This window comes from Rahnella sp. CG8 (assembly GCF_023701875.1).
In the GTDB taxonomy this organism is placed as follows: Bacteria; Pseudomonadota; Gammaproteobacteria; order Enterobacterales; family Enterobacteriaceae; genus Rahnella; species Rahnella aceris.
The window spans coordinates 1-24620 of record NZ_JABAED010000044.1; the positions used below are offsets into that span (position 1 = coordinate 1).

At 46.3% G+C, this 24620-nt stretch carries 21 protein-coding genes and 1 pseudogene; 15 read left to right on the forward strand and 7 right to left on the reverse strand.

Annotation, left to right across the window (positions count from 1 at the left end; genetic code table 11):
- Positions 1-759: 759 nt before the first annotated feature.
- From HGO41_RS24320 to HGO41_RS24335, 4 genes are all read left to right on the forward strand, one after another.
- A complete protein-coding gene (locus tag HGO41_RS24320) occupies positions 760-1371 on the forward strand; it encodes a recombinase family protein (RefSeq protein ID WP_250981570.1) in 612 nt (203 codons plus the stop codon).
- Positions 1372-1971: 600 nt separating this feature from the next.
- On the forward strand, positions 1972-2394 hold the full coding sequence (gene speD, locus HGO41_RS24325) for an adenosylmethionine decarboxylase (RefSeq protein WP_250981571.1): 423 nt from the start codon (positions 1972-1974) through the stop codon (positions 2392-2394).
- On the forward strand, positions 2381-3781 hold the full coding sequence (locus HGO41_RS24330) for a coproporphyrinogen-III oxidase family protein (RefSeq protein WP_250981572.1): 1401 nt from the start codon (positions 2381-2383) through the stop codon (positions 3779-3781). Before speD ends, HGO41_RS24330 begins: the two co-directional genes overlap by 14 nt.
- Positions 3782-3818: 37 nt before the next feature.
- On the forward strand, positions 3819-5033 hold the full coding sequence (locus tag HGO41_RS24335; protein ID WP_250981573.1) for an MFS transporter: 1215 nt from the start codon (positions 3819-3821) through the stop codon (positions 5031-5033).
- A gap of 108 nt (positions 5034-5141) precedes the next feature.
- Here the strand turns inward: HGO41_RS24335 and HGO41_RS24340 are convergent, their stop codons facing one another.
- Positions 5142-5753, reverse strand: a complete 612-nt coding sequence (locus tag HGO41_RS24340; protein ID WP_250981574.1) for a hypothetical protein — start codon at positions 5751-5753, stop codon at positions 5142-5144.
- Between the two features lie 374 nt (positions 5754-6127).
- Positions 6128-6394: a hypothetical protein gene (locus HGO41_RS24345; RefSeq protein ID WP_250981575.1), complete on the reverse strand. Its 267-nt coding sequence runs from the start codon at positions 6392-6394 to the stop codon at positions 6128-6130.
- A gap of 403 nt (positions 6395-6797) precedes the next feature.
- Here HGO41_RS24345 and HGO41_RS24350 point away from each other — a divergent pair, with 403 nt between their 5' ends.
- Together HGO41_RS24350 and HGO41_RS24355 are read left to right on the forward strand one after the other, a co-directional pair.
- Entirely contained in the window at positions 6798-8174 is a 1377-nt protein-coding gene (locus tag HGO41_RS24350; RefSeq protein ID WP_250981576.1) for a DUF8534 domain-containing protein, read from the forward strand.
- Between the two features lie 280 nt (positions 8175-8454).
- Entirely contained in the window at positions 8455-9105 is a 651-nt protein-coding gene (locus HGO41_RS24355) for a hypothetical protein (RefSeq protein ID WP_250981577.1), read from the forward strand.
- A gap of 54 nt (positions 9106-9159) precedes the next feature.
- Here the strand turns inward: HGO41_RS24355 and HGO41_RS24360 are convergent, their stop codons facing one another.
- Positions 9160-9906 carry a glycoside hydrolase family protein gene (locus tag HGO41_RS24360; RefSeq protein ID WP_223510447.1) on the reverse strand — a complete coding sequence of 249 codons (747 nt, stop codon included), beginning with the start codon at positions 9904-9906 and terminating at the stop codon, positions 9160-9162.
- A 221-nt stretch (positions 9907-10127) separates the two neighbouring features.
- On the opposite strand from HGO41_RS24360, the gene HGO41_RS24365 reads away from it, so the two are divergent.
- Positions 10128-10835, forward strand: a complete 708-nt coding sequence (locus tag HGO41_RS24365; protein ID WP_250981590.1) for an SOS response-associated peptidase family protein — start codon at positions 10128-10130, stop codon at positions 10833-10835.
- Positions 10836-10932: 97 nt separating this feature from the next.
- Here HGO41_RS24365 and HGO41_RS24370 read toward each other — a convergent pair whose 3' ends face one another.
- The 4 genes from HGO41_RS24370 to HGO41_RS24385 all read right to left on the reverse strand — a co-directional run bounded on the left by HGO41_RS24370 (position 10933) and on the right by HGO41_RS24385 (position 15638).
- The gene (locus HGO41_RS24370; RefSeq protein WP_250981578.1) at positions 10933-11793 is read right to left on the reverse strand and encodes a tyrosine-type recombinase/integrase; all 861 of its coding nucleotides are present in this window, start codon (positions 11791-11793) and stop codon (positions 10933-10935) included.
- A 169-nt stretch (positions 11794-11962) separates the two neighbouring features.
- Positions 11963-12448, reverse strand: coding sequence for a GNAT family N-acetyltransferase (locus tag HGO41_RS24375; protein WP_250981579.1), 486 nt, complete (start codon positions 12446-12448; stop codon positions 11963-11965).
- An 834-nt stretch (positions 12449-13282) separates the two neighbouring features.
- Positions 13283-14554, reverse strand: a complete 1272-nt coding sequence (locus HGO41_RS24380) for a glycerate kinase type-2 family protein (protein ID WP_250981580.1) — start codon at positions 14552-14554, stop codon at positions 13283-13285.
- A gap of 16 nt (positions 14555-14570) precedes the next feature.
- Complete coding sequence (locus HGO41_RS24385; protein WP_250981581.1) at positions 14571-15638, reverse strand: tartrate dehydrogenase; 1068 nt, start codon at positions 15636-15638, stop codon at positions 14571-14573.
- 220 nt (positions 15639-15858) lie between these two features.
- Here HGO41_RS24385 and HGO41_RS24390 point away from each other — a divergent pair, with 220 nt between their 5' ends.
- From HGO41_RS24390 to HGO41_RS24425, 8 genes and pseudogenes are all read left to right on the forward strand, one after another.
- Positions 15859-16773: a LysR family transcriptional regulator gene (locus HGO41_RS24390; RefSeq protein WP_250981582.1), complete on the forward strand. Its 915-nt coding sequence runs from the start codon at positions 15859-15861 to the stop codon at positions 16771-16773.
- A 415-nt stretch (positions 16774-17188) separates the two neighbouring features.
- A complete protein-coding gene (locus HGO41_RS24395; RefSeq protein ID WP_250981583.1) occupies positions 17189-18496 on the forward strand; it encodes an MFS transporter in 1308 nt (435 codons plus the stop codon).
- A 22-nt stretch (positions 18497-18518) separates the two neighbouring features.
- Positions 18519-19418 carry a L(+)-tartrate dehydratase subunit alpha gene (gene ttdA / locus HGO41_RS24400; protein WP_250981584.1) on the forward strand — a complete coding sequence of 300 codons (900 nt, stop codon included), beginning with the start codon at positions 18519-18521 and terminating at the stop codon, positions 19416-19418.
- Positions 19415-20023: a L(+)-tartrate dehydratase subunit beta gene (gene ttdB / locus HGO41_RS24405; protein ID WP_250981585.1), complete on the forward strand. Its 609-nt coding sequence runs from the start codon at positions 19415-19417 to the stop codon at positions 20021-20023. Before ttdA ends, ttdB begins: the two co-directional genes overlap by 4 nt.
- 35 nt (positions 20024-20058) lie before the next feature.
- Positions 20059-20919 (forward strand): fumarylacetoacetate hydrolase family protein, encoded by an 861-nt coding sequence (locus tag HGO41_RS24410; RefSeq protein WP_250981586.1) that lies wholly within the window; start codon positions 20059-20061, stop codon positions 20917-20919.
- A 65-nt stretch (positions 20920-20984) separates the two neighbouring features.
- Positions 20985-22679, forward strand: a complete 1695-nt coding sequence (locus tag HGO41_RS24415) for an NAD-dependent malic enzyme (RefSeq protein WP_250981587.1) — start codon at positions 20985-20987, stop codon at positions 22677-22679.
- A 1148-nt stretch (positions 22680-23827) separates the two neighbouring features.
- Positions 23828-23980: a hypothetical protein gene (locus HGO41_RS24420; RefSeq protein WP_250981588.1), complete on the forward strand. Its 153-nt coding sequence runs from the start codon at positions 23828-23830 to the stop codon at positions 23978-23980.
- A gap of 45 nt (positions 23981-24025) precedes the next feature.
- Positions 24026-24620, forward strand: a pseudogene (locus HGO41_RS24425) (hypothetical protein); the annotation flags it as partial.

A 24620-nucleotide genomic window follows, 5' to 3' on the forward strand; every position in this document is an offset into this window, starting at 1 on the left:
CGGAAAAACGCTTCTTCATGGGGATGTCCTCATGTGGCTTATGAAGACATTACTAACATCGGGGTGTACTAATCAACGGGGAGCAGGTCAGATGCTCACTTCATATCGCCCTTTCTCTTGATCCTATGGCAATTATATTGTCCGGGTGCGCCAAAGTTAACCATTCACATAATTTATATGCTTCGGAGCGGCAACGTATGATGGAAGTATACATTCATGCTAAAGGTAGTTAATAGGGAAGGTAGTGCTTAAAGCACTAAATTTAAGCATAAACAAGTAATTATCTTATTAGGGGTCCGCTTGGAAAAGGGAAATTATCCTACGCCAAGGCTATTTATTAATCAGTGTGGTATCGGTAACTACCTGAATTGCCGCTGCTGTGGCGTTTCTGCATCCGAAACTGATCGATTACGTACACCACGGCGGTTGAAAGTAAGCAAAAACAGAAACGGACAGCACAGTTATTCCGTACATCCCTTACGGTCAGGGGTTTCCGCTCAACAAAACGAAAATACGCGTTAAGCTTAAACCGCTAAACTTAGGAATATTTCCGAATTCTAAGCGGCCCCCTTTACTGGCGTTTTTATTTTAGCACTCACTGAATTTTCCCCCCTTAGTCAGAAAATTTCGTTAACAAACTTTGTCCGCAAAACGGTCGTTAAACGGAATTAAATAGACTGTCCGTAAACCTGCTTGTTTTATGGGTAAACGGACTATATGATTTACGGACGAGTTAGCGGACTTTTTGAGTAAATAGTGATGGCATTGATCGGATACGCACGTGTTTCAACAGATAATCAGCATATCGATTTGCAAAATGATGCTCTGCGGTCGGCTGGTTGTGAAAGAATTTTTGATGATGTCATCAGTGGTTCGAAAAACGAACGTCCTGGACTAGATGCTGCGTTGGCCTATTTACGCGAAGGAGACATTCTTGTCGTGTGGAAACTGGACCGTTTAGGCCGTTCTATGGCACACCTGGTCAATACGGTGCAAGAACTGTCTGGTCGCGGCGTTGGCCTAAAAGTGCTAACAGGGCAGGGGGCGGCCATCGATACCACGACAGCGCCGGGCAAGCTGGTTTTTGGGATATTTGCAGCACTGGCAGAATTTGAGCGAGACCTTATTCGTGAACGAACCAAGGCGGGGCTTTCTGCAGCAGCGGCCAGGGGGCGAAAGGGCGGACGTAAACCAGTAGTCACTGATGAAGGTTTGCAGAAGGCGCAGAGTTTAATGGCTCAAGGATTGAGTGTCCGGGAGGCAGCTGGAAGACTGAAAATCGGTAAGACAGCTCTTTATAATGCTTTGCGCGCATTCAAGAACAAGAATGATGAGGAGGGTGAAGCTCAACGGAACGATTTCAGACGGTAAGGGTATTTTGTATGAAAAATCAATATATTATAGCCAGTAGAAATTATATCGAAAATGGCCATTTTTAAATCTAAAACGTCACATAGCTCACATACGTTTATTCTAAATGATTTTTCAGGCGAATTTTCTCGCCAAACGTGAGTTTTCGCTGGGCTAAGTATCAGACCTCAAATAAGACTGCATCAATGGTAATTTAATTTTAACAATCACAGATTTTCTATGACCTGAGCGTATTTTTTGCTTGTAGGTATGAGTCCACACTAAAATTAATTAATTTTATATTTGTCAATTAATTCATAAAGTTACGGTAAGACCACACTAAAGATAAGTAAATCATATGTGATATAGATCACATTATTTTCTCTCTAACAAATACATAACCTTTTTTTGACTTATAAGTTAAATTGTCAGCTGACATCTGATCCATTCCGTTAAAATTTATTGAGGACACTAATATGGAAAGTGCTATCGATCTGTTTTACGTAGAAAAATCTATGGATATCGTAGACAACTACGACTTCAATGATTCTGACTGGTAAGAAATAGAATGAAAGGGCAATTTTTTTGCCCTTTCATTTTTTTATTTCAGCGGAGGTAAATATGGATGATACCGGACATCACTATGTGATAGATATCATATCTAAGGATGTTGAATTCCTTAAAGATGAGAAATTATTAACTCATTCCTTTGAGAAAATACTGCATCTTTCCCATTTTCACATCATTGGCAGGCTGGTTTATAAATTCCAAAGTGGCGGAGAAGGTGTAACGGGGGTGTTTCTTCTCTCTGAATCTCATCTGTCATTTCACACCTATCCCGAAACAGGTTATATCAGCATTGATTTATATACCTGCGGGAAGCATGCGGTAAATTTGAGCAGGGATATTGAAGCTATTTTTCATAACGCAACAAAATTCAGATCGCGTTACATTGAACGTGGAAGTACATTTTTAGCAAAAACCAACCCTTTTTTCACATCGTCAACGGTGGTTCTTGAGGATAATCGCAATGAAACTCACTAAAAATGGCCTTATGTGCTTCGACTATCAGTTTCCTATTTACAATTACTTCTTCCCTAACCAGCATAAAAACATCACGACAAAAACACTGCAGCAGACATACTCAACTTCCAATGAAAATATTCGATCCCGCGCGCTGTATTTTCACATCCCCTTTTGTGAAACTATTTGCAGCTTTTGTCATTTTACCCGTGGGGGATATAAAGATCACAACGACGTTGACCGTTATACTAAGGCTCTGATAAAAGAAATCGAATTAAAGGCGAAAATGGTCGACTATCATGCTGTTCCCGTTCGCGCCATTTTTTTTGGTGGCGGGACTCCTTCGATTTTATCGGCAGAAAATATCCGGGCCATTGGGGCTGCTATACACCGCCATTTTGATCTGTCAAAACTGGAGGAATTTTCCTTTGAAATTGAAGTAAAAAGCCTAAATGATGATAAAATTAGTGCCTTACAAGACATTGGTGTGACTCATCCCAGGTTTGGCCTACAGACATTCAGCCCTTTATGGCGAAAGCTTTTTAACCTGACCTCCACAATGGAACAGATACAGTACGCTGCCCGTGCATTGAATGCCGCTTTTTCGCACGTCTCCTTTGACATCATTTATGGTATGAACGGGCAGGATGAAGAGGACATTATTTCCGATCTTGAGCAGGCGATTGCGCTGGGCACCACCAACATCGATATTTACCCTATCAATAATGTCTCTACCCAGCCAAAGCTGCATAAGCATATAAAAGACACGAATTTAGGAGTGACGTCAGCGACCCGTAAATTCACCATGAACATTCTCATCGATGCCTATATGCGCAGCCGAGGATTTATGCCACATAACGGACACGGTTATGTTCGGTGTAATAACATCACCTCTGACGTGGTGACAACCGATTATAAGTTTATTTATCATGAACACGTTTACGGTTATGCAGATCATGACCTGCATGGTTTTGGGGTGAACGCGGCGTCCTCGTTACGCGAACACGCTGTGACTAATACCTCCGGTCGAGAAAAATATATTAACGCCATTGAGAATAATGAAGTCAGTTGTACGATCAGCCAGCATCCCTCATATATGGATGAAATGAAGCCTTTGATTCTACATCTGGCGTATTTCTCCAGCTTAGAGAAATCAAAGGTGCGTATGGAAACCATACCGGCTAGTTTGATGGAAAGGATCGCAGAACTTAAAAATGAAGATCTCATTACCGAAGACGCGGAGTACTTCCGTTTGACCAAAAAGGGTTGGTACTGGTACACCAACATTATGTATTATCTGATGCCGGATGTTGATAAAGACATTATGAAAAGTTATATCCACAAACAGCTCAGCACGCCGGGTAAATTTATTTCGAAAAAGGAGTTAATTTTTACTACTGTGCAATAGGTGAAACACTTTTTACTCACTCGATAACGACGGCTCAATGAAATCGAAAATCAATAAAAATTATCTGGCGTTGTCCTCCTCACTGGCTATCTCCAAGACGGGGGACTATGCCCATGAGGTGGTTTTCGCCCTGATCGTGATAGAACTCCTTCGCGAGAACTATCTCCTGATCGGCGTCGTGTATTTTTTTCGGTTTGTCCCCTTTATTTTTTTTGGCCCCATTGGCGGTTGGTTAGCCGACCGCTATCCCTTAAAAAATACAATGGTCTACAGTGAATTACTCAGGCTTGTTGCCTCAGTGTCTCTCCTGTTCCTGTATGAATACGATGCGCTTAACCTGGTCTCGATGATCGCATGTACGTTGGTGATCACTGTTGGCAGAAGCATTTTTCAACCCAGCTTTCAGTCCTGCGTGCCCAAGCTTTTCCGTGAAAATTCGCTTATCCGTATCAACAGCTCATTTCAGATGATTGATCAAATCGCTTCCATTGCGGGCCCGCTGCTTTGCTCGCTGCTGATCGTTTCAGTGGGGAAGCAGGGCGTCCTAATATTCGACTCACTGACCTACGTGGTCTCTATGGCCGCATTGTTGATGCTCACGCAGGCTAAGGCGGAGGGGAGCCTGCGCCCTGCCTTTTCAGTAGCGTCTATTTTTAAAGAGACCTGGGCAAACATACAATTTTTGCGCTGGCACTCGAGGGATCTTTTCGCTTCGATTATCGGTTCAGCATTGTGCATTCTCTTTACCGCCTCCCTGCTGAGGTACGTGCTGCCTGCGTTTGTGATTTTCAAAGGAGGGACAGAGGTTGAAGTCAGCTATATCTTTGCTGCACTGGCCTTCGGTACAGTGGTCGGCAGTCTGCTCTACGCAAGATTTTCGGTGATCAGATCGCCATCCTCGCTGATGAAATGGTGGATGGCCTATGGCGCGGTATTTATTCTTTTGGCTTGTACAATTAACCTGTCAATCTCTCTCTCGTACGGTATTTCTTTCGTCTTAGGCGGCTGCGGAGCCTTTGTCGATATTTCAATTGTCAGCCTGATCCAGGCGCTGTCGGGAAAACAGGATATTGGAAAGAATTTTGGGCTGTTTTCCACCCTGGCTAACACGGGTGAGGCCGCATCGGGGCTAATTTATGGCTTCTTTGCGCTTGGCGGCGTGTTCGCGTCATTCATCATGATGGCCTCGCTGATCTCACTCTCCGCCATGCTGATGCTGCGCAATATGAGGCGCGGAGAGTCTCCGAAATAGCGCCTGCGGGGATGCCCATTCTGCAGAGCCTGAATATACAAAAAAGCCGCATTTGCGGCTTATAAACTACGGCCCGAGATCACAGTTCTGGACATGACAATCAGAGCGTCAGAACCGTTCTGCCAGTTTTCCCGTGGCGTCGATTGCAGGCTGCAAGCTTCTGATTAACTCCTTCAGGTCATACATGCTGTTGCATAATGAAATCTCTGGCTGGCTTGAATTTACAAAAGGGTTCGGGTTTTGAGAGGGTGACATCTGGTTTTTCATATTTGTCATACTTTTGACAGCCATGAACCAGGTACTGTCGTTAATCAGATTAAGGATGAAGGTCATTTCTGTGTTCAGATTAAGTCGCGAATCCATCAAACGAGTTATTTCTTCATTTATACGAGTATTTTCATTATAAAAGTACCCGAACCAGTCTGCATATATCATCTGTGGGCTTACCTGAATGATTAATGGAGCGGTATTGGTGAATGGGGCAATGCCCGTAAACGCTTTATAAAAATCATCCGCCGCTGAATCATAGCTCAGGGTAGGGGATACACCGCGCATATGGTCCTCAAAACTCTTCTTAATCCGTGTCAGGATAAAATTAACAAAGATCGCACTGGTTTTCTTTTCTGCAAAAACTGGAGGGTGAATACAGAACATATAAAAAATGTAGCTGGCAATCACAGAGCCAAGAACGCTCTCCACCACCGGGCTGACAGCAGACATAAAGCGCAGCGGAGCGGAGCGGCGATACCTTTCAGAACCAATACATTGATCAGCAGTACAGCTAGACTGCCGAGGCCGATCCAGTGATAAAGCGCATCTGCAGAACTGAGGAATCGCCATATCTTTATGAATGTACCAGGCTTTGTTTTTCTCATATTATTCATTTTATCCTTCCATAAAGAGTACCCCGATTACTGCTCTTCGGGATAAAACAACTTCGCCCGTGTGGCCAATCGGTATACTGACAGCCCGGCGAATTTCCGTCAAAAGCTACAGGCATGGAATGTTCGGGGAGGGGATCGGGCGGTCAGCAACGCCCCGTCGCTGCCGCCTAACCGGACCAGAGGGTAGGCAAACCACTGAATCCACATACATTATACCGCAGCACCCTGAAAAAAACTCCCACTTGCGGTTTTGAGGGTTGATTCCATCTGTACAGCGATCATGCGGGCAATATTCGTGTTGGCCACTTCAGCATCGCCCAGTTGCGCTGTGCGGGATACAGAAATAAATGCGCCGGCGAGGACCAATATCAACAGACAGACAAACGCTGTAGCAAATATAATCAGAGTCGTAACAGGGCGTTTCATACCGTTCAGGCGGAGGAGATAGCGGTCCGAATCGTTGGGGGATGCATTCAATACAATTCGCTCCTTCATTCTGTGAGCATGAAACCTGGGGAGAAGTCTAGTATGGCATTAACCCCAAGTTTAGATGAGCTATATCATCACAAATGGCTTTTTATCATCGGGTTATTATGAGGTGGTGTGTAAAGCGTATGGCTAACTTTACGTGGTTCTGTTTGCACTTTAATGCCGCACCTGTAAACTAAATAAAATCAATGATTTAAGTTCGTATAATCATCATTATGTTAAATTGCAATCATTCAACTGCATGTTCTTTTTCCTCAAAAAATTCCAGTACAGGCTTTCCTCTCCTCTGGAGCTCTTATCTAGCTTCGTTATGCAGTAAAAGAGATGCTCACCAAAACCCCGCATCGCTAAAGTGTGTTTTAAAGCCGTGGTGCAGGAACAGGAGATAAACATGGTCATGAAGCTCATTAGAAAAAAAGCTCCACGGGGTGCCCTGAAACGCTGGCTAACAGAGGAAGAAGAAACTGCTGTTAAAAATATCTTCGGCCACAAGCAGGCGCGCAATGCGCAGGATCGTGCATTGGCGGAACACGTTATCCTTGAAATGCGTGAGAGTGAACTCTGGCTGCAGTGCAGCTGCATCGCCGGCGACACGCCCGCGCTCAACAGTGCCAAGCTGATGTCTGAAACCCAGACGCTGTTCCTGTCAGGATTTGGTCACAGTCATGATCCGTCCTGTCCGATGTTCCGGGTCTTTAAAGGCGATGAGGATGCCACCCGTTCAGGAACCCGGAAAGCCGCTGGCAGCAAACGCCTCAATTACCGGGATTTTTTACCCGCCGACGAGTCGGAAACGATCATTAAAGCGTCGGGCAAGCCGGTGACGGCAGGCGATGACCGAACCCGACGCAAACGCCGCCCCCGCCTTGCGCGCCTCCTCCTGACGCTCATCGAGGATGCGGGACTGAACACCTTCAGCCCGGTCGGCCCGCTGCCTAACAAGACGGCCAGAACCTGGCTTGACGCCCTGGCAGCCTCGGCGGATGCCCAGGAGTTTATCCGCGGCCGCCGGCTTTCGGAAATCATACGGTTTCAGCCGGCGATGGGCGAAGCTGCTCAGGAAAGGCTGATGCTGGCACTGGAGTGCCCAGACGCAAACTGGCCTGCTGGCAAAGCCCGGGTTTTTTATCAAATATTCATGTCGGACCTGGTCAGCCGTGAGCACGCAACCTTTGCCTGGAACGGCGGTGAACGAATGTTCGCCCCGGAGAAAGGTGTAAGCATCAACGGAGAGTCGCAGGAAGGCGTGAGGCCGCCTTACTGGGTGATCCTGGCCTTCCGGCGCGGGGCTGAGGGTACGGTCATATGCAGTGAAGGGTATGCGCACGCTCTGTTTCGGCGTACCTGTCCGGTACCGGTAGACAGCGGGCTGGAGCGGCAAACGCTGGAAGGGATAGCAGAAGTGGCCAGATGGCTCAAAGGCAAAGCGGGCGACCTTACTCTGGTGAAACCCCTGTTTGATATTGAGGTGGACGTAGAGGGAGACAAAGGCTTTGTGCTGCCTGATTTTATCATTCAGGCCATAACGCCAGATGGCCGGGAGCATAGCGTGATCATTGAGACGATGGGATACACCGATGATGAGTACTGCGAGCGTAAAGCCGAGCAGCATAAAGGGATGCGCACGTTGGGAACGTTACAAACCGATCCGCCACGCTGGCCACAAGAAGTAGACAAGCGCTTTACCAACCATTTGTACGGGGTCATGCTGAATCTGGAAGGTGTGAAAACGAGTGATGAGACCCAGACCCTAATGCCGCCCACTTAAAGGAATTGCACACTTTGGTTTTAAATCTTCATCCGGGGAAACGGCTTTATTCAGCTTGGTAAAAAATCCGGATTTTTCAGCCATGAACGAACGTTCCCTAAGGGCAGCACTAGCAAAGAGTTAACCGATAAGTACTCAAAGCAAGTCTTGAAAAGTAAGAGAAATTACGTCTACACTGACATGAAGAATTATTGTACACATGCCCAATGTGTCATTAATTTCTGCGCTCACATGACAAATACCGGTATTCAATTTTAAACTTGATGTTTAAAGAGAAAATATGAAGATTAAAACATTACTCACATTAGTGGCGATAATTATATCTAGCAATGCCGTCAGCAAGGAAAGCAAAACTGATGATGTGTTAGAACTTAATAATGCAACCGTTTTATTAAAACTTAACGATGGCAGTAAGGTACAAGTAAAAACGTGTGATGAATATGTCACCTTGCGTAAGGCAGGGAAAAAAATTGTTGGATATCCAGGTCGCGATCCTCAGGAGTTAGGTGAGGCAACCCGAATCTTAGACGAATGCTTCATGAAAGCTTACTCTACAGCGAAGGGGTGGCAAGACGTTAGCGCAACGACACAGCCCGTAAGTATCAAGGATATTGTCGAGCATTTTCCTGCTGAACTCGCCATGAAAACGTTGAACACTGTTGATATAAAAGCCAAAACTATCAATGATACGGCGACGGACTGGAGCATGACAGATAATGGGGCGTACATTTCAAAAACAAATAAAGTGGGTTACTTCCCTTTTACCACTCATAATTATGTCGATCAAAAAGGTACTGTGCATCTATTCCTCACACTGGCGAGCTTTAAAAACCCAGAGGATGTTTGGGACTTTACGAGTTATCAGGTCATATCTCAAACCTCGCCGGTTTGGGACGTTAATAAAATCGACGTTAACAGCCCTCTAAAATAAACATTAATTTTTATTCTTATTTTATGTAGCCCACCTTGTTATTAATGTGGGCTTTTACTTACCTTGTGATGCAGCTATAAGCTGATTTCGTGTATCCACATTACGACTCTCCTGAATTTTCGTGCGATGAGATTCCTCCGCTGCTGCTGCCCAATCTTTCCGATTAACCGCCGCGTTAAATTTTGTAAATACTCGGCTCAACCTTAGTAAACCGAGATTAAATCCCATATCAATCAGTGCCGTTTTTGCACTATTGGGGAATGCATCAAAACCACTATATAGGTTGCGAAGTCCTGTTTCAGTAACCTGAACATCCTTGATACAAAGGCTGATTGAATAATCGTTAGTCAAATGAACAGATGCTCTGGCTTTTGGATTCCCCTTTACCTGGTTATAACTGTTTTTGATCTGCTCGACCGTTGCAGCTTGTTCAATATTATTGCTGTCACCATGACCTAAGGATTGATGATAAGTATTTCTAAAAGGTAGAGCTAAAGCAGCATCAATATTTGCCAGTAAGTGACCGATCCCTACCGTAGGATTACCATCTCCGTCAGCATAAATATTATTAACAAAGCCCTCGTGATTTTTCAGATTTGTTACACACATTGACATATACACCCCATTATAGCTTTTGGCTGTTGGGATATTAATAGTCGTTTGGGGGCCAATATTGGTCTGCTTACCTGCATTACCACCAGCGGTTACCGTGCCGGGGTCGGTATAACTATGAATGGGGCCGTATGGAGTATCATGATCACCCCAGCCTGGACCGGAGTTCGTTGGATCTGTATCAGACATATAAATTTCTCCTGGAAGATTAAGATTATTACTGTGTGTATTCACAGTAATAAGACAATATTCTTCAGAATGAATAGCCTCAACGCGTACCAATCGTGTCGGCGATGGCACAACAAAGTATGGCGTGAGTCCTCTCAGGGGGCATTTGGGCAGTCTTGGGTAAAAATGCTCATCGTGCTTTTCTCAGCTGTCTATACTCTACATCTGGCGGAGGTATGAAAATGTGTGGACGCTTTACGCAACACGAACCTCGTTCGCATTATATAGATGCCCTGAACCCCGACGTTGAGCTCGCCTTGGCCATCGATGAGGTGCCTATCGATCGGTATAACGTCGCTCCGGGCACCCGTGTTCTGCTCATTAATCAGCGTGAGGATAAACTCTACCTCGCTCCGGTGCTGTGGGGATATCAGCCCGCCTGGGCAAAAGAAGCCAGGCGGCAGCCGATGATCAATGCGCGGGTAGAAACCGTGGCCACCAGCCGCATGTTCAAGCCTTTGTTTGAACATGGACGCGCGCTGGTGATGGCTGACGGCTGGTATGAATGGAGAAAATCGCCTTCTGACCCAAAGATAAAACAACCTTATTTCATTTATCACCGGTCCCACGCGCCGCTGTTTTTTGCAGCTATCTCGCGCTATCACCCCGATGCATTAGAAACCCCAGATGACGATGGTTTTGTCATCGTCACCGCGCAGAGTAATAAGGGACTGGTGGATATTCATGACCGCCGACCGCTGGTTCTCGGCGCTGCTGAAGCGAACCAATGGTTAAATCCGGATATTGCTTCCTCCACGGCACTGGCCTTGCTTACAGAAGGGGCAGTATCAGCGGATGAATTCGCCTGGCACCCCGTATCCAAATCAGTCGGCAATATTCGCAATAACGGCGCCGAGTTGATCCAAAATATACCTTCACCCCTGGTGTAATTAGAACTTCACTGAAAACGTCAGGGATACGGTTATTGGAAGGTGCAGTGGATCTGATTAGAAGCATAGGCAGGTAATCCCGCCTATGCTCACAGGTTCAGATTTTCAATCTCCGGTAATCTTTACCGCGAATATCATTATACCCGTCTGTCATTTGCTGATACTTATGACCAAGCAATGTACGCGTATCCACCCCCTGTTCACGATACAGCCTTTCCGAAAGAGAGCGCTGCTCCCGGAAGCTAGGCGGCATTTTTCCGCCAGCGGCTTCTATGCCTGCCGATTCTCTGCATTTTTGAAACCAGCGCGTCAGAGACCACAGGTGAACCGGCTTGCCTTTATGCTGGATCAGCCAGCCGTTACTGGGACACATGTCCACGACTTCACCCAGCGTGCAGCCCAATGACGCCAGCCTTAACGTCAGAGGCAGGGCTATGCGCTCCGCCGTTTTCTGCTGATCAATATGCAGGTACCCATCCCGGACATGGCTCGAATGCATTTTGCCGATGTCCGCTCTCCGCTGACCGGTCACAATGGCTAACAGCATGGCTCGCTGGAAATAGTCAGGCGCACAATAGCTTGCCGCTTTAAATATCAGTAGCCACTCGTTAAAGAGAAGGCGCTCGGTCTTAACCGTGGTCAGCAGCGGGCGGGACAGTAAAGCAGGATTGTGTCCTGGTGGTATTTCGCCCTCTCGTTGTGCTTCTAAAAACATATTGGAAAGATTTATCCTTAACCGCCGGGCGGCAAAAGGCGCGGTGTCGGCTTTTTGTTTTATTTCTGCGGTTATCTCTGAAATAGACAGCGCGTTCAGAGGTTTCACCCCCCACGTTGCAGAACAAAAGCGGATGAGCCGTTTATAGTCCCCCCATGTTTTAGGCTTGATTTCGCCCACAGCAAGCCGGTTCAGCACAATAGCTTCATATTTCAACATCCATTCATTAACAGTAACTGGCATAAATCCTCCTGGTTAAATTGAGCTGCCTGCACGGCAGTAACAGAGATTTATGCAACGAAGAATGTTGTTATTATATAATAATCAAGTAATTGCACCTCATGATTGTCGTAGCATACTTTGCTTTTTCCTATGTCCATATGTCACCATCAGATCTGCTCTATTTTGATGATCACTCAACACGTGAAACAAACTTTTCGAGGCCCTCCCCCTCCAACCGAAAGTACTGTTTTTCCTCAATTAGAGCGGCGCCAAGGGACAAATAAAACGCCCCCGCTTTGGGATTGGATTTCTCCGCCGTCCAGTCGAGGCGTGAACAACCGTGTTTAATAGCAAAGTTTGCGATAAACCGAATCAACGATTTACCGACCCCCTGACCTCGCGCAATCTCTGATGTAAAGAGCTCTTTCATAAACGCCTGGCCGGAGCAAAGCGGCGCAGGGAACATCAACGTAAAAGTCGCAAACCCCACAAGCACCCCGTTTTTACGAGCGCCGACAACAGTCACGCCTGAGTAGGTGGAGAATACTTTGTCTGCAAGATAAGTACTCATATCGTCATAGCTGACAACGCCGTGACCAAAGTAATAATTCTCCATTTCGACAAAAAGACTGGCTAGTTCCGGCACATCTGCAACACAACATATCGCAATTTCCATCCGTGCATTCACTCATTATTTATCGTTTTCCATCGCTCGAATTTGCCATAACGTCCGTGTTGTGAATATGAAATCTTCCAGCTATGAAAAAAGCAAGATAGAGGGCCGTTTTGAAAACGAAAAATATCCTACGTTAAGCCTGTTTCTTAAGCAGGGATGACAGGCCCGTTTGAGCGAGAAGCATACATGAACACTTCGTATCACTAGACGACATCGTACTCGTCAGTCTCACTTCAACAGCAGTCTGATCTGCTCCCTTATGAGTAGCACACTCAATTGTTGGTGACGTCCGCTCCTGACCAGCAGACAAACACGTGACGCTGAAGGTCTGCTGAGAGCGATCAGCAGACATTAGCCTAACACTGACATAATCAGTTTGTTGGAAGATATCTAAAAGTGATTGGTTAGGATTACAGGGATACTTAGCTGACGTAGTTAACATCCTGTTGCATTAATAAATAGTGTGCACGTCAGATCATATTGGTAATGTCGATTGGCCACCAAACGAACCAGAAGAAAAGTTTTGGTGATATCGATACTAACAACTCTGATCATTTTCATGTGATGTTTCTCCCAGATTAATGTAGTCAGCAAAAGTATTGCATTGGCTACTTTAGCAAGGGCGTCCACTGCATAACTACACTCTTGAACGGGCAAGAAAATTGGTTAAACCGTCGCTGAAATACAAAACGCCCGATGCAGTTCATCAGGCATTTTACAGGCTGGTAAGTGCCAACCTATATCAGGGCTGGTCATGCCGATTGTGCAGGAATAATTCTATTCCCCGGTTTGAACATTTAGCGGGCTTCGACGAGGTTCACAATTCTGCTTTGCTTAACCAATTAAAATTGCACGTATATCATTAACATTCGTCAATGTTGGCCCCGTTTTAATAAGGTCATTGATTCCTGCGAAGAAAGTGTAGCTGTCGTGTTCAGCCAGCATATTTTTCCCGCTTAGACCTCTTTCAATTGCACGGGCAAGCGTGCTCGGGCTGACAAACGCACCGGCCGCATCCTCTGTTCCGTCGATTCCATCACTATCTCCGGCGAGAGCCCAAATATGTTCTTCACCTGCCAATGCATTCGCAAGGCTCAGCAGGAACTCAGTATTTCGGCCACCCTGCTTCGCAACGCCTGACCCAATTGTGACCGTCGTTTCACCACCGGACAGCAATACCGCAGGTGCCGTTACAGGTTGTCCGTGATATTTAACAGAACGCGCTATTCCAGCCATCACAATGCCCAGTTGCGCACTTTCACCTTCAAGTGAATCGCCGAGAATGATAGGTGTAATCCCCATCCGACGGGCAACTTCAGCTGCGGAATGTAGCGCTTTGGCCGGTGTCGCAATCATCCGCACATCAGTCTCAATGTCCCTTTCACTCACGGCATGGCGTTCTTCTCTCAGCACATGCGCCACAGACACCGGCAATTCAATGGAATAGCGTCTTAGAATCTCTAAAGCCTGCTCATAGCTGCTCTGATCGGGTACCGTTGGTCCAGAGGCAATATACGCAGGCTGGTCACCTGGAACATCACTGATAACTAAGGTTACAACCTTCGCGGGAAGCGCGGCATATGCCAGCCTTCCCCCTTTAATATCAGATAAATGCTTCCGTACGGTGTTCATTTCCTGAATGGTAGCACCGCTTCGTAATAACGCTTTATTGACGGCCTGTTTTTCGGACAGCGTAATACCATTACGCGGCAACGCCATCAAAGCAGAGCCACCACCTGAAATCAGGGCGATCACCAAATCATCTGGCGTCAGATTTTTTACAGCGTCCAGGATAAGCATCGAAGCCACTTCACTCATCGAATCAGAAACAGGATGTGCGGCTTCTATAATACGAATGTGTTGCGTTGCTACGGCATGCCCATAACGGGTGACAACCACACCAGAAATCGGCACATCTGACCATGCTGATTCCACTGCTGCTGCCATTGCGCCGGAAGCCTTACCGGCCCCCACCACAATGCATCGCCCCTTGGGTGGTTCTGGCAACGCAGCAGATAAATTCACATGAGGATCGGCACTTCTCACCGCAGCATTGAACATCTCAAGCAATGCACCTCGTGCCTTTTCGTCAGTCCACGTTGCCATCTTCATCCTCTGTACCTCAAGCTTTCATAATGGCAGAGATAACCGCGTCGGTAACATCTTGTGTTGTCGCTTTCCCACCCACGTCTGGCGTTTTAATACCGGCAGAACAAACTTCCTCTATTGCCTGCATCAGACGTTGTGAAGCTTCGTGTTCACCCAGATGATCAAGCATTTGTGCAGCAGTCCAGAAAGTTGCGACCGGATTGGCAATACCTTTACCGGTGATATCAAATGCAGAACCGTGAATTGGCTCGAACATTGACGGGAAGCGGCGTTCAGGATCGATATTGGCTGTAGGCGCAACACCCAGGCTGCCCGCTAACGCGCCGGCGAGATCGGACAAAATGTCAGCATGCAGATTTGTAGCGACAATGGTATCAAGGGTTTTTGGATGCAATGTCATGCGATGCGTCATGGCATCAACCAACATTTTGTCCCACACCACATCTGGGAACTCTTTCGACACTTCAGCCGCGATTTCATCCCACATCACCATACCATGGCGCTGAGCATTGGATTTCGTCACAACGGTCAGTAGTTTACGCGGACGTGACTGCGCAAGTTTGAAGGCATAGCGCATGATGCGGGTAACCCCGACGCGGGTGAAGATTGAGACTTCGGTGCCCACTTCTTCCGGTAATCCGCGATGTGCACGGCCACCAATACCAGAATACTCACCTTCTGAGTTTTCACGAACAATCACCCAGTCGAGATCACCCGGGCCAGCATTACGCAGAGGAGACTCAATACCCGGAAGAATTCTAGTCGGACGGACGTTTGCATACTGATCAAAGCCCTGGCAGATTGGAAGGCGCAAACCCCATAAAGTGATATGGTCCGGAACGTCCGGCGCACCTACGGCACCAAAATAAATCGCATCAAATTTTCTCAGTGTTTCCAGGCCGTTCTCCGGCATCATCACACCATTTTTTTTATAATAATCAGAACCCCAGTCAAAATGCTCAATCTGGAAAGTGACATCGCCCAATTTTTTTTGCAGGGTTTCTAAAACACTTACGCCTGCGGCAATCACTTCAGTACCAATACCATCAGCAGGAATAGCCGCAATTTTGTAGTTACGCATGGTAAGACTCCTAAGTCTGATTATTTTGTGTATTTTAAATAAGTTATATTTTGACAAAAAATGTTGTGCCATCCGTCGGTGCTATTATTAAATCTCTGTCACAGTTTCGGTGGGTGTCATTAATAACTCATAGAGAACAACTATCATTATCCATAAAAAGTAATTAGTATCATCAGCATCGGTTTATACAAAAAAATGATATAATCTTTGGGGGGAATTAATGGAACTTACACAGCTTCGATGCTTCATTACCGTCGCAGATGAACTGCATTTCGGGCATGCCTCACAGAAGCTGGAGATGCATCCGTCTGCACTCGGGCGTTATATCAAATTGCTCGAAGCCAGCCTCGGCACAAGGTTGTTGTCTCGTTCCACCCGCAACGTGGCCCTGACCGCTCACGGAGCACTATTCCTTGAAGAAGCACGAGAAATTGTCTTGAGAGCCGATCAACTCCAGCTACGTTTTCAGAAACTTGCCCGGCAGAATTCCGGACGTTTACGTATTGGTGCCATCGACAGTGCTGCAATCAGTTTAATCCCTCTGCTCCTGCATATATTCCGTGAAAAATGGCCAGACGTTGAAATTCAAATAATGGAAGACAAAACATCAAAACTGTTACCCAAGCTGAAATCAGGACGTCTGGATTTAATATTTGTTCGTCCACCGGAAAAAATGGATAGCGAACTGGAAAATAAATTCCTGTTTTATGAAGATGTCGTTCTGGCAATATATGAACAACATCCTCTTGCGCAGAAGAATGAAATACATGCTGACGATCTTATTAACATTCCAATGATCGTTCCTGAAAGAAAAGTCCGCCCCCACAGCTATGATTTAACTATGGATTTATTTAATGATGTTGATTTTAAGCCACAGTTAATAAAAATTTCTGATGAAAAGCAGACCATTATTAATATGGTTGCCGCCGAATTGGGGGCTGCTATTATGCCGCGCTGGGTCAGTCGTATGTCGGTCCCGAGTGTGAAGTTCATTCCACTGGCGAAAGAATACGTCAGCATAAGAAAAAAATTACCGATTTCTGCTGTCTGGGTTAAGGATTCCCGTGATGAAACTCGCGATAACATGATGGTCATCGTCATGCAGGAACTTGGACGTATCTCAAGGCAATATTAAAAAAAGCGCCTTCATGATGGCGCCTTATCATCCTCCAGTTGCTCCCTCTTTGACTGACACAACACGATTTTAGTCATCCCTTCATAAGCAACATGAGGACATCTTTGTAACTTATGTATCAATATTTGAAGTACTTCACAAATATAAGGGATATCACTCAATCTTATTTTTTAACTTTCAATGGGCTTTAGGTTAAAAACATGCTGCCGATCTCATTTTAATATCCATATTTTTGATCCGTGTTGTACTTTTCATAGGAAACGGCACTCTACAGTCAGTATTGCATTTTTTTATATAATCACAGTGGGATGATCCTGTCATTGGCCCAGCGCATATTTGATGCCACACCCTGCATCTAAATGTAAGTGTGACATAACGCAAGTCATTATTAATTAATAATACTGGAAGGTGTGCCATGACTAACTCAATAGAACTATCTGCCCTCAAAAAAATAACATGGAGAATAATGCCATATGTAATGCTGGTTTATTTTATTGGCTTTTTTGACAGGATTAATATTGGCTTTGCTGCGATGACGATGAACCAGGAACTTGGCTTTTCTGATGCCGTCTTTGGTCTTGGCGCAGGACTTTTTTTCCTTGGTTATTTCTTAACTGATGTCCCATCAAATATTATTCTGCAAAAAGTTGGACCACGCATCTGGTTAGCAAGAATCCTGTTGAGCTGGTCAGTCATTACGTACTTTATGACGAATGTCGAAACGGCTACGGAATTTTATGTTCTCCGGTTCTTGTTGGGTGTTGCAGAAGCAGGCTCCTTTTCAGGGATTATCCTTTATCTCAGCACCTGGTTCCCTATTAAACGTCGTGCACAAATGATTGCCGTATTTATGGCCGCGGCGCCATTATCTGCAGTGTTGGGGTCACCTTTAGCGGGAACTATTTTAACTTTGGATGGCGCATTTGGATATAAAGGCTGGCAGTTAATGTTCCTTTTCTGCACCATAGCAGCCGGTGTAGTCGGTATATTCACATTGTTCTATGTGAATGATCGTCCAGAAAAAAATAAATGGCTGACTGAACCGGAAACGAAATGGCTGGTAGATACTCTAGCTGCAGAAAAACAAAACCAAAATACAACCGTTAAGACGAGCATCTGGAAAGGGTTGACAGATATTCGTGTGATGACGCTGGCCGTTGTCTATTTTGGAACATCAGCCGGCTTGTATTCTCTTAATATATGGTCACCACAATTTATAAAAACCTTTGGCCTAAGCATGATGCAAGTTGGATTAGTTAATGCCATTCCACCTGCATTTGCTGCGATTGCTATGATTCTTTGGGCCAGACATTCTGATAAAACCAAAGAAAGAACCTGGCATGTTGTGGGTGCTTGCTCCCTGGCGTGTGTTGGATTTGTATTAGCTGGAGTTGCTCACTCATTCCCTCTCGCTATTTTAGCGTTGGTCATGGCAAATATGGGTATCTCTTCTTGCAAGCCACCGCTGTGGAGTATTCCATCACTATTTCTTTCTGGCCCAGCCGCAGCCGCAGGGCTTGGAGCAATAAATGCAATCGGTAATTTGGGTGGTTTTGTTGGCCCAGCAATGATCGGTTGGCTGAAAGAAACAACAGGTGACTTCAGTTACGCGCTTTATTTCATAGCTGGAATGCTGGTTATTTCCGCGCTACTGACACTATCCATTGAATTCAAGCGACGTAAATTAGAAAAAAAATTGCCTGTTCATAACGTGATTAATTGAATTTATTAAAAGGAGTTTCATTGTGAGCGATCAGAAAGATATATCCCTGTTACAGGATGTCATGGCCCGGTTCACTGGTTATATCGGAAAACGTTTGCCGACTGACGTTATTAAAAAACTGGAAGAACTGCGCGCTAATGAAGACGCCGAACTGGCTAAAGTTGTGTATGAATCGATGGTAGAAAACCAGAAAAGAGCGGATGAGTTAGATCGTCCCTGCTGCCAGGATACGGGCGTTATCCAGTATTTCATTACCACGGGTGCTAATTTCCCTTACCTAGGGAAACTGGAGGAAGTGTTAAAAAACGCCACGCTGGAGGCTACCAAAAGAGCACCTTTGCGCCATAACGCAGTGGAAACCTTTATCGAAAAAAATACAGGCACCAACACCGGCTCGCGGATCCCTTGGCTGGACTGGGAAATTATTCCTGATGATGACCACTGTACCATTGAAGTGTATATGGCCGGTGGAGGTTGCTCATTACCCGGTGCAGCAAAGGTGCTGATGCCAGGCCAAGGGTATGAAGGCGTAAACCAGTTTGTTTTTGATGTGATCACCTCTTATGGGGTCAATGCGTGCCCGCCGCTGCTGGTTGGTGTGGGCGTTTCAACCTCAGTCGAAACGGCTGCGCGTCTGTCTAAAAAAGCTATTTTACGCCCGGTAGATTCACAGCACCCAAACTTGGATGCGGCAAAAATGGAAAGGTTGCTGGAAGATGGGCTGAACAGGGTTGGACTTGGTCCACAAGGTCTGGGCGGGAATGCGTCGGTGATGGGGGTCAATATTGAGTCCTCGGCTCGCCATCCTTCCACCATTGGTGTCGCCGTGTCGACGGGCTGCTGGGCGCACCGTCGTGGTGCAATCCGTTTTGCTGCTGATCTCTCCTATGAAATTCTGTCCCACAAGGATGTTGTACTATGAAAAAGATCCTGACCACGCCAATCAAAGATGAAGATTTACTGTCACTCAGAACCGGTGATGTGGTGTACCTGACCGGAACATTAGTGACCTGTCGCGACGTTGCTCACCGTCGTCTGATTGAACTGGGACGTGAACTCCCTGTTGACCTGAAAGGGCTGGCGATTTTCCATGCCGGACCTATCGTGGTGGAAAAGGGTGAAAATGAATTCGAAATGATCTCTATCGGTCCAACAACCAGTATGCGTATGGAGAAGTTCGAAAAAGAGTTCATCGAGCAAACCGGTGTGAAACTGATTGTCGGGAAAGGCGGAATGGGGCCGAATACCGAAGAAGGATGTCGCCGTTTTAAAGCCGTGCATGCCATCTTCCCTGGCGGCTGCGGGGTTCTGGCGGCAACCTGTGTCGAAAAAATAGAAGATGCCCAATGGCGTGATCTGGGGATGCCAGAAACCTTATGGGTTACCCGGGTAAAAGAGTTCGGGCCGCTGATTATTTCCATTGATACCGAGGGGAATAATTTGATTGAAGATAATAAGAAAGTCTACAACGCCCGAAAAATTTCTATTATAGAAGAAATAAATCAGCAGATTAAATTCATCAAATGATAATGGCAGCAAACGTGTTGTTACAGGAATAAATTATGAAGTTATTAAGTTTCATCAATCCGAGTTCCGGTAAAAAAACTTGGGGACATGTTGAAGGCGACCAGGTTTATGATTTTGGCAAACTCCTGTCTGCCTATTTCCCTGATTTGAAATCAGCAATTGCCGGTAATGCACTGAATGAACTGACACATATGAAAAAAGGGGAACCGGATTTCCATGTGAGTGAAATTCGTTTTCTTCCGGTGATTGAAAACCCGAGCAAGATATTCTGTGTCGGCATGAATTACATGGAAAAGCGCATTGAGTTTGAGCAGACTATTGATGCGCCAACGTTGTTTATTCGTTTCCCTGATTCACTCTGTGCACATGGTGAAGCGCTCTATAAACCCGAGAGCAGTAATGAATTTGATTATGAAGGTGAGCTGGCCGTGGTGATTGGCAAGCGTACCGACAACGTCACACGGGAAGAGGCTTTGCAGCACGTTGCCGGCTACAGCTGTTTTATGGATGGCTCGGTTCGCGACATGCAATACTCCTGGTTCACGTCCGGCAAAAACTGGCGCAACACGGGTGCGTTTGGCCCGTGGATGGTGACGAGTGATGAAATTACCGATCCGCAGGATTTGGAAATTGGTACCTGGCTGAACGGAAATCGTGTGCAGAATGATTCCACTCAAAGCATGGTAAATACCGTTGCTAAATTAATTGAATATATTTCCCGCTTTAGCCCACTCGAAGCCGGTGATGTCATTATCACGGGTTCACCTGGTGGGGTTGGGAAAAAACGCACCCCGCCATTATTTATGAAAGAAGGCGATTTGATTGAAGTGGAAATTGACAAAATAGGCCGTCTGGTAAACCGGGTTTCTGCTCACTCAGTGATCGGTCATTATTAAAATATAAAGCGCCGCTGCGGTGGCGCTTATTTTAATGCTGCTGAAAAAAATCAAGGTACAATCCTATGCTCGAAGAAAACAATCAGCAACGTCCCCTTTATATCCCTCACGGCGGACCCGTTTTGCTGGAAATTCCGCTTCTCAATAAAGGCAGTGCCTTCACCAGTGAGGAGCGCAGCAGCTTCAACCTTGAAGGTCTTTTGCCCCAGAATATCGAATCCATTGAAGAGCAGGTCGAGCGCGCCTACCGTCAGTTCAGGGTCTTTGGTAACGACCTGAACAAACATATCTACCTCCGCAACATCCAGGATACTAACGAGACTCTGTTTTACCGGTTAATAAACAGCCATCTGACCGAGATGATGCCGATTATTTATACTCCGACGGTGGGTAAGGCCTGTGAGGAGTTCTCCAATATTTACCGCCGTGCCCGCGGTCTGTTTATCTCCTATCCGGACAAGGATCGGATTGATGACATGCTGCAAAACGCCACCAAGCAGAACGTCAAGGTTATTGTGCTCACCGATGGCGAGCGGATCCTGGGTCTGGGTGACCAGGGGATAGGTGGTATGGGCATTCCCATTGGCAAACTATCACTCTACACCGCCTGTGGCGGTATCTCGCCAGCCTACTGCCTGCCGGTTGTACTGGACGTGGGCACCAACAACCAGCAGTTGCTCGATGATCCCTTTTACATGGGGTGGCGCCATCCGCGCATCAGTGGCGAACAGTATGATGAATTTGTCAACGCCTTCATCCAGGCCGCCAAACACCGCTGGCCTAATATCCTGTTGCAGTTCGAAGACTTTGCCCAGGGTAATGCGATGCCGCTGCTCAATCGCTACAAAGACGAGCTATGCTGTTTCAACGATGATATTCAGGGCACTGCCGCGGTTGCGTTAGGTAGCCTGCTTGCCGCCTGCAAAGCCTCTGGAACCCAGATTTCCGAAAAGCGCGTCGCCTTCCTTGGCGCGGGCAGTGCGGGTTGCGGCATCGCCGAACAGATAGTGGCACAGATGAAAGCGGAAGGGTTGACGGATGCACAGGCGCGTAGCCGGGTCTTCATGGTCGACAGATGCGGCCTCATCACCGACAAGCACCCGAACCAGCTCGACTTCCAGCGCCGCCTCTGTCAACCGGTGGAGAGCATCGCGGACTGGCCGGTGGGGGACAGTATATCCCTGCTGGAGGTGATGGAGCATGGTCGCCCGGATATCCTGATCGGTGTCTCTGGCCAGCCGGGATTGTTTAGCGAGGAGGTGGTGAAGATCATGCACAAGCACCGTGCCCGGCCTATCATCTTCCCGCTCTCTAACCCCACCTCGCGGGTGGAAGCAACTCCTGCGGATCTCATTCGCTGGACTGATGGCCAGGTGTTGGTGGCGACCGGCAGCCCGTTTGCACCGGTGGAATACAAGGGCAAGCGCTATGTCATCGCCCAGTGCAACAACTCTTACATTTTCCCAGGGATAGGGCTGGGCGTCATCGCCTCTGGTGCCAGACGGGTAACCGATGCCATGCTGATGTCAGCCAGTCGAGCCCTGGCGGATTGCTCACCGCTGGTTAACGGGGAAGACGGCGCGCTGTTACCGGATCTGGCAGAGATCCATCAGGTTTCTCGCCATATCGCCAAAATGGTGGCTAAGTGCGCCATGTCGCAGGGTCTGGCGGAGCAGGTCTCAGATGAAGTGCTCAACAAATCCATTGAGGCGAACTTCTGGCAACCGGAATACCGACACTATCGTCGTACTTCGTTCTAAGATGTAGCACTGCGACATAACGTAAAAAGTGGAGTGGCCTAAAGATGCCTAACACCTCATCAGAAATATGATGTCTGCAACTGATGAGGTGGATGTGCACAGAATGGGGAACCTTTTCCCGGGTATTAGATTGTTCCAGAAGTTAGTTGAGCACCGTCGCCATTTTCTGAATGCCAAAGAAGGCCCCGCTGTTGCATACACAGTGGAGCTGATCTGCTCCCCATTTAACGTACCGTGTTGTTAGCCATGTCCGCTTTTGGCACACAGCAGACCTTCAGCGTCACGTGTTTGTCTGCTGTGTGCCAGGAGAGGACGTTTAATGACTTGTAGTGCTATTCAATGTGGGGCAGGTCGACTCATCGTTGCGTAAGCAGGGTAGTAAGCTGATTAAGAGAACTTACTGAACATTCTGGACTAACACAGTTTCCAGGCCACTCATGAAATCCTCTAAGCCAAATGGCTTTCATCCCAGCTTTTTTAGCTCCGAGAGGCGCGGAAATAAAATTCCATTCAGACACCGGATAGATTCAAGCAAGCCAACTTATCATCACAATCGGTGTTGCAAAAATGGGAGTGGCCATAGAGTGGTCTGAAGCCCAACCACTACAGGGTCAGGGATGTGGTGATCTGATCCTGATTGCAGCCAAAAGTTCGATTTAGCCCCAAAGGCCGTGTAATCATAAGGTCGTTACATATTTATTACGTACTGAAAGTCGAAAGTTTTTATATAACATAAGAACACAAACATATTCTCTTCAAAAACAAATAAAACCATTAAGTCAACATTTAATGTAAACCAATATTAAACACAATTCAAAAAATAAAGTGCATTAATTAATCGATTTAATCTCAGAGAAACAATCTTTTACATTAATAAAAAGAAATTACTTAATTGATTGCTACATTAAAAAAGCAATGTTCTTTTGCGTTCTTTTACCATGAATAAGTAAACCCAAAAATTACCAATGAGGTTTTAATTATGAAAGTAAGTAGAATTGCAGCACTGTTATTATTAGCTTTTGCTGGGTTATCCAGAGCAGCTGAACCACTTCATCTTGATTTCCTAACAACAGCCCCTCATAACACCCACAACTCTTTTTTAAAGGTTGGGGATGCTAATGGTGGTCCCGGAGGAGACGGAGGAAGCGGTGACAATTCTCCTGGCGCACGTGGGGGGGACGGCGGTAATAACAGCGGTAATGATAGTGGTAATAACAACGGCACAGGAAATGGTGACGGAAATGGTGACGGCGACGGCGGTGGCGATGGCGGCGCTTGATATTCAAACCATGCTTGAATGAAAATATAAAGGCCTGTAAATCAGGCCTTTAAATTTGGAGGTTAAAGTGAAAATAAAAAAAACACTCAGCTTATTAGCTGGCTCAACAATTTTTATCATTGCCCTACTGCCGCTACGTAGTTTTTCGAGTGAATACATTCATTCTCACTATCATAAACATAATAAACACTATAACAACTCACCATCAGTGAATGGCGACGCTAATGGAGGTAAAGGTGGTGATGGCGGTAGTGGTAATAATTCTTCTGGAGGTCGAGGTGGAGACGGTGGTGTTAATGGAGGCAATGGTGGTAACGGAGAAAATGGTGGTAACAAAAATAATTCACCCGGAAGAAATGGAGTTGATGGACACAATGGCATTAATGGTCAGAACGGTTCTGATAAAACTTATCCCATAGATTATAAATCAGACCAAAAGCCACCCAATAATTCAGGAGTGATTCTTACTGCTGATGGTGGAAATGGTGGCAACGGGGGTAACGGTCCGAATGGAGGAAATGGAGGAAATGGAGGAAATGCAGGGAGCGGAGATGGATCTAATGGAGGAAATGGGGGGAACGGCGGACAGAATGGAGCCAATGGGGGAAATGGTGGAGACGGTGGTAGCGGCTCTAACTCATCAGGGCTGTCTCTAATACACA